10 protein-coding genes and 1 pseudogene are annotated in these 12,591 nt (G+C 65.9%); all 11 read left to right on the top strand.

The window, feature by feature from the left end; all coding sequences use genetic code 11:
* Positions 1–3: 3 nt before the first annotated feature.
* On the top strand, positions 4–432 hold the full coding sequence (locus WKW80_RS03805) for a DoxX family protein (RefSeq protein WP_340362223.1): 429 nt from the start codon (positions 4–6) through the stop codon (positions 430–432).
* 98 nt (positions 433–530) lie between these two features.
* The gene (locus tag WKW80_RS03800; protein WP_340362222.1) at positions 531–659 is read left to right on the top strand and encodes a hypothetical protein; all 129 of its coding nucleotides are present in this window, start codon (positions 531–533) and stop codon (positions 657–659) included.
* A gap of 76 nt (positions 660–735) precedes the next feature.
* Positions 736–1,437, top strand: a complete 702-nt coding sequence (locus WKW80_RS03795) for a fumarylacetoacetate hydrolase family protein (RefSeq protein ID WP_340362221.1) — start codon at positions 736–738, stop codon at positions 1,435–1,437.
* Positions 1,438–1,790: 353 nt separating this feature from the next.
* Complete coding sequence (gene kdpF, locus WKW80_RS03790) at positions 1,791–1,889, top strand: K(+)-transporting ATPase subunit F (RefSeq protein ID WP_340362220.1); 99 nt, start codon at positions 1,791–1,793, stop codon at positions 1,887–1,889.
* A gap of 1 nt (position 1,890) precedes the next feature.
* Positions 1,891–3,693, top strand: coding sequence for a potassium-transporting ATPase subunit KdpA (kdpA, locus tag WKW80_RS03785; protein ID WP_340362219.1), 1,803 nt, complete (start codon positions 1,891–1,893; stop codon positions 3,691–3,693).
* Between the two features lie 23 nt (positions 3,694–3,716).
* The gene (gene kdpB / locus WKW80_RS03780; RefSeq protein ID WP_340362218.1) at positions 3,717–5,810 is read left to right on the top strand and encodes a potassium-transporting ATPase subunit KdpB; all 2,094 of its coding nucleotides are present in this window, start codon (positions 3,717–3,719) and stop codon (positions 5,808–5,810) included.
* A gap of 11 nt (positions 5,811–5,821) precedes the next feature.
* Positions 5,822–6,403, top strand: coding sequence for a potassium-transporting ATPase subunit KdpC (gene kdpC / locus WKW80_RS03775; protein ID WP_340362217.1), 582 nt, complete (start codon positions 5,822–5,824; stop codon positions 6,401–6,403).
* Between the two features lie 455 nt (positions 6,404–6,858).
* Positions 6,859–9,609 carry a DUF4118 domain-containing protein gene (locus WKW80_RS03770; protein WP_340362216.1) on the top strand — a complete coding sequence of 917 codons (2,751 nt, stop codon included), beginning with the start codon at positions 6,859–6,861 and terminating at the stop codon, positions 9,607–9,609.
* Between the two features lie 15 nt (positions 9,610–9,624).
* Positions 9,625–10,234, top strand: a pseudogene (locus WKW80_RS37275) (response regulator).
* Positions 10,235–10,408: 174 nt separating this feature from the next.
* Positions 10,409–11,200 (top strand): transporter substrate-binding domain-containing protein, encoded by a 792-nt coding sequence (locus WKW80_RS03755; protein ID WP_340362215.1) that lies wholly within the window; start codon positions 10,409–10,411, stop codon positions 11,198–11,200.
* A gap of 228 nt (positions 11,201–11,428) precedes the next feature.
* A partial coding sequence (locus WKW80_RS03750) for an aldehyde dehydrogenase family protein (RefSeq protein WP_340362214.1) occupies positions 11,429–12,591 on the top strand: 1,163 nt, incomplete at its 3' end.

The raw sequence follows: 12,591 nt of genomic DNA, 5'->3' as shown, positions 1-12,591 counted from the left end.
ATCATGCACTCGACTTCTTCAAACAACACCACCGCGCTTCCTCTCGCAGGGCGCATCCTGCTCGCTGCCATTTTTGTCGTCAGCGCCCTCGGCAAGATCGCTGCACCCGAAGCGACGCAGGGATACATCGCCTCAGTCGGACTCCCGGTTCCCTTGCTGAGCTACCTCGCCTCCATCGTCATCGAATTGGCCGGCGGCATCCTGTTGCTGGTTGGCTACCGCACGCGCGTCGTCGCGGCCGGGCTCGCTGTGTTCTCGATCGTTTCGGCACTCATCTTCCATCACGCCCTCGGTGACCAGAACCAACTTTTCCACTACCTCAAGAACCTGGCCATGGCAGGTGGCCTGATCCAGGTCGTGGCATACGGCGCGGGCGCGTTCAGCATCGACATCAAGCGCCAAGGTCGCGCTCCCACGTTTGCGACTCGGTGAACGGCGAATGCCCGTCGCCGCACATGCGGCGGCGAGCAAACCGGGCGGCCTGGGGACGAATCGTTGCCAGGCTTTCTTCCATCCGCAGGAGACTCGAAATGAAGATCTGGAAATTGGTTGAAGCGCACCACGAAAAGCTCGGCGTGGGACTGTTTGTCATGCCATGTCTTCTGGTGCCGATGATCGTGATGGGCGTCGTGTACGGCCTCGTGCTGCTTTTCCAATAGTTGCGGGCAGGCCTCGTCCTTCGGTCGGGCTCTCGCCGCTGGCCTCTTTTCAATCAGCAACGCTTCTCGAAACACCATGACCAGCTTTCTCTGGAATCCGCCGCCCGTCCAATCCCTGCCGGTGCGCGGCAAGGCGGAACGCCTGCCGATCAACCGCCTGTTCTTCGTCGGGCGCAACTACCACGCGCATGCGGTCGAGATGGGCAAGCCCGTCGACAAGAGCGTCGAGCGGCCGTTCTATTTCACCAAGTCGCCGCAGACGCTGGTGGAGTCCGGCGCGACCGTGGCCTACCCGCCCGAGACGAAGAACTATCACCACGAAATGGAACTGGTGCTGGCCATCGGTGCGCCGGGCTTTCGCGTGGCGCAGGAGGATGCGCACGAACTTGTCTACGGCTATGCGTGCGGCCTCGACATGACGCGGCGTGACCTGCAACTCGTGGCGCGCGACAAGGGCCGTCCCTGGGACCTGGGCAAGGACGTGGAAGCGTCTTCGGTGGTGTCCGAGGTCGTGCCCATGCAAGGCCGGGTACTCGACAAGGGCGAACTCGCGATGACGGTCAACGGCCAGCCGCGCCAGAAGTCGGACCTCGACAAGCTCATCTGGAACATCCGCGAAATCATCGCGGACCTCTCCTTGTTCTATCACCTGCAACCCGGCGACCTGATCTTCACCGGCACACCCGAAGGTGTCGGTGCGTTGCAGCCAGGCGACCGCATCGAAGGCAGCGTCGCGGGCGTTGGCGAGATCACGCTCACGATCGGTGCGGCCGAATAGAGCACAACGCCGTGGTCGTTCGATGCAGGCCATCTAGCTGTGCATCTGAAGACGGCTACCCCGTCGCCTTGCTGGTCATCATCGCTATCTGCGCATACCTGCATTACCGGTTTCGCCGGGCCGGCTGGCTCTGAAGGCCGTTGCCGGGATCGCATTTTTACGCTTTCTTTACGGCGCACTCCCCACTCTGTTCACCGTTTTTACGCACGTCTTTCCAGAATCATGGCGTTCTCTGATTCAGGAGTGTGATTGATGGACATCGTATGGATCGCCGCGATAGCGGCATTCTGGTTCGTGTTGTACGAGGCCGTAGTCGGCCTGCACAAGCTCGAATCCCCGAAAAAGGAGCGCTCATGATCGGCCTCGAAGCTCTCTACGGATTCGCGGGGCTGCTCACCGTGATCCTGTTTGCGTATCTGGTCTTTGCGCTGATCTGCGCCGAGGAGTTCTGAATTGAACGCCTCCGCCTGGGGCCTGTTGGCCCTTTACCTCGTCGTCCTGGGCCTGCTGGCCTGGCCGCTGGGCCGCTACCTGGCAGCGCTCTGCGATGGCCACTTGCCGCGCTGGATGCAGCGCGTGGAAGCGCCGCTGTACAAGCTCGCTGGCGTGAAGCCGGACGATTCGATGCACTGGCGCAGCTACGCCTTCGCGTTGCTCGCCTTCAACGCGATCGGCGCCCTGGCCGTCTATGGCCTGCAACGGTTGCAGGGCTTGCTGCCCCTCAATCCCGCCGGCATGACGGCGGTGTCCGCGGACTCGTCGTTCGACACGGCGGTGAGCTTCGTGACCAACACCAACTGGCAAGGCTATTCCGGTGAATCGACGATGAGCTATCTCACGCAGATGCTCGGACTCACGGGGCAGAACTTCTTCTCGGCCGCGACCGGTATCGCCGTCGCGTTCGCGCTGGCACGCGGCTTTGCGGCACGCCGTACCGACGGCAAGGGCTTCGTCGGCAACTTCTGGGTCGACCTGACGCGGATCACCGCGTGGCTGCTGCTGCCGATCTCGTTCGTGATCGCCGTGTTCTTTGTCGGCCAGGGCGTCATCCAGAACTTCGACGCCTACAAGACCGTCACCACTGTGGAGGCCACGGCCTACCAGAACCCCAAGCTCGACTCTGAGGGCCAACCGGTCAAGGACGCCCAGGGCAACCCGGTGATGGAAGCCGCGACGACGACCACGCAGACGCTCGCCATGGGACCGGTCGCATCGCAGGAAGCGATCAAGATGCTCGGCACCAACGGTGGCGGCTTCTTCAACGCCAACTCGGCGCATCCCTACGAGAACCCAACCGCGCTCAGCAACTTCGTGCAGATGCTGGCGATCTTCCTGATCCCGGCAGCCTTGTGCTTTGCCTTCGGACGCGTGGTCGGCGACAAGCGACAGGGCTGGGCCATCCTTGCGGCCATGACGGTCATGTTCGTCGTGGCGGTGATCGCGGTCACGCCGGCGGAGCAGGCCGGCAATCCGCTGATGACGCCGCTCGGCGTCGACCAGGCGGCATCGGCCTTGCAGGCCGGCGGAAACATGGAAGGCAAGGAGCTTCGGTTCGGCATCAACGCTTCGGCGCTGTTCGCGGCCATCACGACCGCGGCCTCGTGCGGTGCCGTCGTCGCGATGCATGATTCCTTCACGCCACTGGGTGGCATGGTGCCGATGGTGCTGATGCAACTCGGCGAGGTCGTCTTCGGCGGCGTCGGGACCGGCCTGTACAGCATGCTGATCTTCGCGATCCTCGCGGTGTTCATTGCTGGGCTGATGATCGGCCGCACGCCGGAGTACCTCGGCAAGAAGATCGAGATCTACGAGATGAAGCTGACCTCGATCGCGATCCTGGTGACGCCCATCCTGGTGCTGGCCGGCACGGCCATCGCCGTGATCGCGGAGGCCGGCAAGGCGGGCATCGCCAACCCCGGCGCGCACGGCTTCTCGGAAATCCTCTACGCGATGAGTTCGGCCGGCAACAACAACGGCAGCGCCTTCGCGGGTCTGTCGGCCAACACGCCTTTCTACAACGCGCTGCTCGCCGTCGTGATGTGGTTCGGCCGCTTTGGCGTGATCGTGCCGGTGCTGGCCATCGCGGGTGCACTGGCTGCCAAGAAGCGGCTCCCGGAGACTGCCGGGACCATGCCCACGTACGGGCCGCTGTTCGTGACGCTTTTGATCGGCACCGTGCTGCTGGTGGGCTTGCTCAACTATGTGCCGGCCTTGGCCCTGGGCCCGATGGTCGAGCACCTGATGCTCTGGAAATGAGCATCCCCCTGTGGAACACTGACATGAAAACGAATACTTCCTTATCGCTGTTCGACGCGGCCTTGCTGCGTCCCGCGTTGTGGGCCTCGGTCACCAAGCTGAGCCCGCGCGTGCAGTGGCGCAATCCGGTGATGTTCATCGTCTACATCGGCAGCATCCTCACGACGCTGCTGTGGGTGCATTCGATGAGCTTTCCGGGCGACACCGGCATGCCACCGGCCTTCGTGCTGGCCGTGTCCATCTGGCTGTGGTTCACCGTGCTGTTTGCCAACTTTGCCGAAGCGCTGGCCGAGGGTCGCAGCAAGGCCCAGGCAGCATCGCTGCGTGGCCTGCGCAAGGAGACCTGGGCCAAGAAGCTGGATCAGCCCTTCCACGGCGCCAAATGGCTGCCCTTGCAGGCGCTCGACCTGCGCAAGGGCGACGTCGTCCTGGTCGAGCCGCATGACGTGATCCCGCTCGACGGCGAGGTCATCGAAGGCGTCGCCTCGGTCGACGAAAGCGCCATCACCGGTGAATCCGCCCCCGTGGTGCGCGAAGCCGGCGGCGACTTCTCGGCCGTCACCGGCGGCACGCGCCTGCTGTCGGACTGGCTGGTCGTTCGCATCGCGGTCAATCCGGGCGAGTCCTTTCTCGATCGCATGATCAGCATGGTCGAAGCCGCCAAGCGGCAGAGGACGCCCAACGAAATTGCGCTCACGATCCTGTTGGTCGCCCTCACGATCGTCTTCCTCGTCGTCACGGCCACGCTGCTGCCGTATTCGGTGTTCAGCGTGAGCGTGGCGAGCGCGGGCACGGTGGTGTCCTTGACGGCGCTGGTGGCCTTGCTGGTGTGCCTAATCCCCACCACCATCGGTGGGCTGCTCTCGGCCATTGGTGTCGCCGGCATGAGCCGGATGATGCAGGCCAACGTGATCGCCACGTCCGGCCGTGCGGTCGAAGCCGCGGGCGACGTGGATGTGCTGTTGCTCGACAAGACCGGCACCATCACGCACGGCAACCGCCAGGCCACGGCGCTGCTGCCGGCACCGGGTGTCACAGCCGAACGCCTGTCGCGTGCCGCGCTGCTGGCGTCGTTGCCGGACGAAACGCCCGAGGGTCGAAGCATCGTCGAACTCGCCCGTCGCAGCGGTACCGACGATTCGGCGATCGAGGGCGCGCACTTCGTGCCCTTCACGGCACAGACGCGCATGAGTGGTGTCAACCTTCCCGCGGCGCCGAACAGCCTGGGGGTGGAGCCCATCGTTCTCCGCAAGGGCGCGGTCGAAGCGGTCCGCAAGCATGTCGAATCCATCGGTGGCAGCTTGCCGCCGGCGATGGCGCGTGCAGCGGACGAAGTCGCGCGCCGCGGCAGCACGCCGCTGGCGGTGGCCGAAGGGAACCGCGTGCTCGGCATCGTGGAACTGAAGGACATCGTCAAGACCGACATCAAGGAGCGCTTTGCCGAGTTGCGCCGCATGGGCATCAAGACGGTGATGATCACCGGCGACAACAAGCTCACGGCAGCGGCCATCGCGGCAGAAGCCGGCGTCGACGACTTCCTCGCCGAAGCCACGCCCGAGGACAAGCTCGCGCTGATCCGCAAGTACCAGGCCGAAGGCCGCCTCATCGCGATGACCGGCGACGGCACCAATGACGCGCCGGCCCTCGCGCAAGCCGACGTTGCCGTGGCCATGGGCAGTGGCACGCAGGCTGCGAAGGAGGCGGGCAACATGGTCGACCTGGATTCGAACCCGACCAAGCTGCTCGAAGTGGTCGAGACGGGCAAGGCGCTGCTGATGACGCGCGGCTCGCTCACCACCTTCTCGATCGCGAACGACGTGGCGAAGTACTTCGCGATCATCCCCGCGATCTTCGTATCGACCTATCCGCAACTTGGCGCGCTCAACGTGATGAAGCTGGCGAGCCCGTCGTCGGCCATCCTGTCGGCGGTGATCTTCAACGCGCTGGTGATCGTGTTCCTGATCCCGCTTGCATTGAAGGGCGTGCGCTATCGGCCCATCGGCGCGGCCTCGCTGTTGCGCCGCAATCTCGCGATCTACGGCCTGGGCGGCCTCGTCGTGCCTTTCGTCGGCATCAAGCTCATCGACTGGGTGCTTGTCGCCGTCGGTCTTGTCTGAGGATCCTCATCATGAAGAACATGCTTCGTCCCGCACTGGTGTTGTTCGTGCTGCTCAGCGCGCTCACCGGGATCGTCTATCCGCTGGCGGTGACTGGTGCCGCGCAAGCCGTTTTTCCCGCGCAAGCCGCGGGTAGCCTGGTGCTGCGCAACGGCGCGCTGGTCGGCTCGGCGCTGATCGGCCAGAGCTTCAGCGATCCCAAGCACTTCTGGGGCCGGCCGTCAGCCACCTCGCCGATGCCCAACAACGCGGGTGCGTCTGGCGGATCCAACCTGGGGCCGCTGAATCCTGCGCTGGTCGACGCCGTCAAGGGACGCGTCGAGGCCCTTCGCGCGGCGGACCCGGGCAACACGGTGCCGGTGCCGATCGACCTGGTCACCGCCTCGGCCAGCGGGCTCGACCCGCACATCAGCCCGGCCGCGGCGCACTACCAGGCGGCACGCGTGGCGCGTGAGCACAAGCTGCCGGCCGACCGCGTCGAACAGTTGATCAACGAGCACACCGAACGTGCGTTCCTGGGGCTGCTCGGCGAACCGCGCGTGAACGTACTCGAGTTGAATCTGGCGCTCGACGCCTTGGACGCCGCGCCCTGAGGAGCAGGCAATGCACGCCCTGATGGACGCGGTGACTTCGTGCGAGATTGGGCGCCTGCTACCGCGGCCCGGGCATCTCGCGTGTTGCGAGGGGCGCAATGGTGGCGGCTGACATCCTGAACGTGCTGTGCGCGCTGGCCGTCGTGTTTCTGCCGATGCTCTTCGCCTGGTTCGTTGTGTCGCGCACTGCGCGGCGGAATCACCACCTCAAGGAACCTCCCTTGCCGCGCAGTGGCGACACGATGAAGGACTCTCAGGCGCTTAAGGGCCATCGTCTTTACCGACGTCGGCGCCGTCACCCGAAACCTGAACGTTGAGCGACCTTGCGATCAGCATGCGAGGTGGAGGAGTTCTGGATCGCCCCGGCGAGTGGGCGATTGCCAATTGCAAAGGGCGCCCGCCTTTGCTGGTGCAGATGCAAGGCTCGCCGAGAGGCCAAGGAGACCCCAGCCGAGATGACAGACCTGAGCCGCCCCGACCCCGACGCACTGCTGGCGCAGATGCGCGCCGAGGACGAACGCGCGCAGCGCGGCAAGCTGCGCATCTACTTCGGCGCCAATGCCGGGGTCGGCAAGACCTGGGCCATGCTGAGCGCCGCGCGGCGCGAGCGCGCTGCAGGGCGCGACGTGTTGATCGGCGTGGCGGAAACGCATGGCCGCAGCGAAACCGCGGCGCTGTTGACCGGCCTGGACACACTGCCTTTGCGCGAAGTGGCCTACCGTGGCCGCCAGCTGGCCGAATTCGACCTTGACGCTGCGCTGGCGCGCCGCCCCGCGGTGCTCCTGGTCGACGAGCTCGCGCATACGAACGCGCCCGGATCGCGTCACGCCAAGCGCTGGCAGGACGTGCAGGAGCTGCTGGCCGCCGGCATCGACGTCTGGTCGGCAATCAACGTCCAGCACCTCGAGAGCCTCAATGGAACGGTGGGCGCCATCACGGGGGTTCGCGTGAACGAGACCGTGCCCGACACGGTGCTGGACGAGGCCGATGAGGTGGTATTGGTCGACGTTACCCCGGACGAGCTCACCGCCCGGCTCGCCGCCGGCAAGGTCTACCTGCCACAGCAGGCCGAGCGCGCTGCGCAGAACTTCTTTCGAAAGGGCAACCTCATTGCCCTGCGCGAGATCGCGCTGCGCCGTACGGCCGAACACGTGGAAGACGACGTGCGCGGCTGGCGTGTCGAGCAATCCGGTCCCCAGGGCGACGCGGGACCGCCGGCGTGGAACACCTCGGGCGCCATCCTTGCCTGCGTGGGTCCGCACGAAGGCGCCGGTCAGACCGTGCGCACGGCAGCCCGGCTGGCGGGCCAGCTCAACGTGCGCTGGTATGCGGCCTACGTCGAGACGCCGCGCCTGCAACGCCTCGCCGCAGCGCATCGCGATCGCATTCTTGCGATGCTCAAGCTGGCTGAAGAGCTGGGTGCGGCGACGGCGGTACTCACCGGCGTCGACATTGCCAGGGAACTCGCGGCGCAGGCGCAGCGGCTCAATTGCGCCACCATGGTGGTAGGGCGCACCGAGCCGGCGCAAGGGTGGATGCGCTGGTGGCCCTCGTCCGTGCTGACGCGCGAGATTGCGCGCCATGCGACCGGGATCGACATCGTCGAGGTCGCGCGTGCGGAAAAGTCGCGTCGCCTGGCCAATGGACGCCCCGCGCGGCCCGACAGCGAGGATGGCGTGGTGAGCCTCGCTCGCCCGCGTGCCCGCTGGCCCGGCTATGCATGGGCTGCCGGCATCAGCGTGGCGATCACGCTGCTGGCCATGCCGCTGGTCGGCGTGCTGGAGTTGACCAACATCGTGATGCTTTTCCTGGTCGGCGTCGTCGTCGTGGCGGTGCGGCTCGGCCGGGGCCCGGCGGCGCTCGCCGCCATGCTGAATGTGGCGGGGTTCGATTTCTTCTTCGTGTCGCCGCGCTTTTCGTTCGCCGTCAGCGACGTGCAGTACGTGGTGACCTTCGCGGTCATGCTCGGCGTGGGCCTGCTGGTCGGGCAACTCACCGCGGGACTGCGCTTCTCCGCCGGCGTGTCGGCGAGTCGAGAGCGGCGCGCGCAATCGCTGTTCGAGCTCACGCGCGAACTGTCGGCGGCGCTTGAGAGCGCGCAGGTGGCCGCCCTCGGAGCGGCCGCGGTGCAGGGCCATTTCGGCGGCAGCGCGGCGGTGCTGGTGACCGACGCAAGCGACAGGTTGGTGATGCCCGCTCAGCCGCCGCCCGGCTTCGATCCTTCCGTGGCGGATTGGGCGTTTCGGCAAGGGCAGCCGGCCGGCCTCGCGACATCGACACTGGCGGCGCAGCCTTGGCACTATGTGCCGCTGAAAGCGCCGATGCGGGTTCGCGGCGTGCTCGCGCTCCAACCGGCACAGGCACGCTGGCTGCTGATTCCGGAGCAGGCGCAGCAACTCGACACCCTGGCGCGCCAGATCGCGATCGCGCTGGAGCGCGTGCACTACGTCGAGGTGGCGCAGCAGGCGGTGGTCGAGATGGAGTCGGAGCGGCTGCGCAACGCGCTGCTCGGCGCGATCTCGCACGACGTGCGCACGCCCTTGACGGCACTCATCGCACTGGCCGAATCGCTGCAGTCGCTGCCGGAGGCCGAAGGCCGGATGGGCGAGATGGCGCGCGCGATCGTCGCGCAGGCCCATCAACTGCATGCGCTGGTGAGCAACCTGCTGGACATGGCGCGGCTTGAAAGCGGCATTGCCGGCGGCGCCGTCAACCTGCGGCGCGACTGGCAGTCGGTGGAGGAGGTGGTCGGCTCGGCCATCCGCGCGGCGCGGCCCGCGCTGGGGGATATCGTCGTGCAGACGGCGTTGCCGCCCGATCTGCCACTGGTCGAATTCGACGCGGTGCTGATCGAGCGAGTGCTGGTGAACCTGCTGGAGAACGCAGCGAAATATGGCAAGCCGCCGGTGATGGTCGGTGCACACGTCACGCCGGCAAGCCTGGTGCTCACGGTGCGCGACCATGGGCCGGGCCTGCCGGCGCCCACGCAAGGTAACGCGCAAGACCTGTTCGAGAAATTCACACGCGGCCAAGCCGAGTCCATCACGCCGGGCGTCGGACTCGGCCTCGCGATCTGCAAGGCGGTGGTCAACGCGCACGGCGGCGAAATCACGGCTGGGAACGCAGCGGATGGAGGCGCCGAGTTTGCCGTGACGCTGCCCAGGCGCAAGCCACCAGTGTCCGTGGATGAGCCCGCCGAAAAGTAACGGGAGAATTCGACCTTGACCCATCGTGTCGCCATCTTGATCGAGGATGAACCCCAGATTCGCCGCTTTGTGCGCGGTGCACTGGAGGGGGACGACTGGGAGGGTCCATGAAGCGGGCACATTGCGCGACGGCCTCTCGGCGGCCGGCACGCGGCGCCCGGACTTGCTGGTGCTGGCTCTGGGCATGCCTGACGGCGACGGCGTCTCGTTGACCCGCGACGTGCGCGGATGGTCCGGCGTGCCCATCATCGTCCTGTCCGCGCGCACCGACGAAGCCGACAAGATCGCCGCGCTGGATGCCGGCGCCGACGACTACCTGACCAAGCCTTTCGGCGCCGGGGAATTGCTGGCACGGGTGCGCGCCAATCTGCGCCGCACGCTTGCGCCGCTGGCCGTGGAGTTCATACATCCTGCGCCGCTGGACCCCAGTCCTCAGGTGCGCGCCTTCGGCTGCCCGGTTCGCTTCGATGCGCCCCTGTGCCGAATGCTGTTCGCGCGCGAAGACCTGCTGCAGCCACTTTGCACGTCTAACGCGATATTGGACGGAATGCATGACCGCACGCCGTCGAGCGGCTGGAGAGCCTGGGTAGCGACCGCATCAGCCTGCGCGCACGCGATTGCTTGACCGGTCGGCGTGGAAGAGAGCACCACGCCATTGCGTGGTGTACCCCGCCGGATGGGCCCGGTCTGGCGGGTCGAAATCCGCCGCTGAACACCAAGGAAACCGCATCCTAGGGAAATCCCTGAGCCATGACTGAAACCGGTTTCATACAATGGGGTTTCCACATCAGGAGACCACATGACTCGCTTCACGCTCCGCCGCGCCTTGTTTGCTTCGGGCCTCGCCATGGCCTTGGCCTTGCCCGCATTCACGGCTCTCGCCCAATCCATGACCGACATCAAGAAGAAGGGCGAAATCACGGTGGGCGTGATGGTCGATGTCCCGCCATTCGCCACGACCAACGCCCAGAATCAGCCTGACGGCTATGACGCGGACGTCGCCAGGTTGCTCGCCAAGGACTGGGGCGTGAAGGTCAACATGGTGACGGTCACGGGCCCGAACCGGATCCCCTACGTGCTCACCAACAAGGTCGACGTGCTGGTGGCCGTTCTGGCCATCACGCCGGAGCGTTCGAAGCAGGTGCAGTTCTCCACTCCCTATTCAGCCGCCACCATCGTGCTGTACGGCACGGTCAAGACACCGATCAAGACAGCCGCCGACCTGAAGGGCCTGCGCGTGGGGGTCACGCGCGCCAGCACCCAGGATGTGGCGCTCACTGCCGCTGCGCCGGAGGGCACCGAGATCCGCCGTTTTGACGACGACTCTTCGGCCATGCAGGCGCTGATCTCCGGTCAGGTCGACGCGATCGGCTGCCCGACCATCGTCGCCAACCAGATCGCCAAGCGCGTGCCGGGCGCCTACGAAGAGAAGTTCGTGCTTCGCCAGCAGTTCATGGGCATCGTGATGAAACCGGGGCAGGACGACCTGCTCAAGAACATCAACGAGTTCGTCGCCCGCAACACGGCCAACGGCGAACTCAACAAGCTGTACCGCAAGTGGCTCGGCGTCGATCTGCCCAAGTTGCAGTGAAAAGCTTCCGGGGGGCAGGCCGGCCGCAAGCGTAGCAACGCTCGCGACCCGGTAGGCCCGCCTGTTTCAACATCCCCCGGCAATTCGGATCGCCCGGTCCGCGGGAACGTTTTCGCCCTTGAATGAAACCGGTTTCACAAAGACTCGCCGTTTCATTGATTTCCCGATTCCGGCTGTCGCGCCTCCACCAGTCGAGGCTTGCCCGGCAATCCACCAAAGGACCACCTGATGACGACCTCCGACCGCCGCGAGCATCTCGCGCAGCACTTCCCGACACCCGAAGACATCCCGGCCGAGCATCGCCTGGCTGAACAGGTACACCAGCGGCACTCGCTGATTCGTGGCGACCTGATCGAATGGAACGGCCCCTGCAAGACGGTGCTGTCGCCGGTCTGCACGCGCGATCCGGCCACGGGCGATGTGAAGCAGGTCGAGATCGGCAGCTACCCGGTGATGGGCGAGGCCGAGAGTGATGCCGCGCTGGACGCCGCCGTGGCCGCCTATGCCAACGGACGCGGCGCGTGGCCGACCATGGCGGTGGCCGAGCGCATCGGCTGCATGCAGGAGTTCGTGCGCCAGATGGCGCAGCAGCGCGAACTCATCGTGAAGCTGATCATGTGGGAGATCGGCAAGAGCCTGGCCGATTCGCGCAAGGAATTCGACCGCACCGTCGAATACATCCAGGCCACCATCGAGGCGCTGAAGGATCTGGACAACGGCAGCTCGCGCTTCGTGATCGCCGAGGGCACCATCGGCCAGATCCGCCGCACGCCGCTGGGCGTGGTGCTGTGCATGGGGCCGTACAACTATCCGTTGAACGAGACCTTCGCGACGCTGATTCCCGCGCTGCTGATGGGCAACACGGTGGTGTTCAAGCCACCGCAGTACGGCACGCTGCTGTTCCATCCGCTGCTGGAGGCGTTTCGCACGGCCTTTCCGGCGGGCGTCATCAACACCATCTACGCGCCGGGCGCGGTCGTGGTGCCGCGGCTGCTGGCCTCGGGCAAGGTCAACGTGCTGGCGCTGATCGGCTCGAGCAAGGTGGCCGATCATCTGAAGAAGCAGCATCCGAAGTCGCACCGCCTGCGGGCGATCCTCGGGCTCGACGCGAAGAACGCGGCGATCGTGCTGCCCGATGCGGACATCGAGTTGGCGGTGAAGGAGTGCCTGCTGGGTGCGCTGTCGTTCAACGGCCAGCGTTGCACGGCGCTCAAGATGCTGATCGTGCACCGCTCGATCGTGGAGCGCTTCGTGGCTCGCTTCACCGAGGAGCTGGGCAAGCTCAAGGTCGGCATGCCGTGGGAGGCGGGGGTGAGCATCACGCCGCTGCCGGGCCTGCACCGCACGGCCTACATGACCGAGGCGCTGGAAGACGCGATGGCGAAGGGTGC

This window comes from Variovorax humicola (genome assembly GCF_037889915.1).
GTDB classification, from domain to species: Bacteria; Pseudomonadota; Gammaproteobacteria; order Burkholderiales; family Burkholderiaceae_C; genus Variovorax; species Variovorax humicola.
Note: the sequence above shows the minus strand (reverse complement) of the source record. Positions and strands in the feature narration are given on the sequence as shown.

Coding starts and splice junctions, on each gene's coding strand:
- WKW80_RS03805 (WP_340362223.1), top strand. CDS start 4: ATGCACTCGACTTCTTCAAACAACACCACCGCGCTTCCTCTCGCAGGG.
- WKW80_RS03800 (WP_340362222.1), top strand. CDS start 531: ATGAAGATCTGGAAATTGGTTGAAGCGCACCACGAAAAGCTCGGCGTG.
- WKW80_RS03795 (WP_340362221.1), top strand. CDS start 736: ATGACCAGCTTTCTCTGGAATCCGCCGCCCGTCCAATCCCTGCCGGTG.
- kdpF (WP_340362220.1), top strand. CDS start 1,791: ATGATCGGCCTCGAAGCTCTCTACGGATTCGCGGGGCTGCTCACCGTG.
- kdpB (WP_340362218.1), top strand. CDS start 3,717: ATGAAAACGAATACTTCCTTATCGCTGTTCGACGCGGCCTTGCTGCGT.
- kdpC (WP_340362217.1), top strand. CDS start 5,822: ATGAAGAACATGCTTCGTCCCGCACTGGTGTTGTTCGTGCTGCTCAGC.
- WKW80_RS03770 (WP_340362216.1), top strand. CDS start 6,859: ATGACAGACCTGAGCCGCCCCGACCCCGACGCACTGCTGGCGCAGATG.
- WKW80_RS03755 (WP_340362215.1), top strand. CDS start 10,409: ATGACTCGCTTCACGCTCCGCCGCGCCTTGTTTGCTTCGGGCCTCGCC.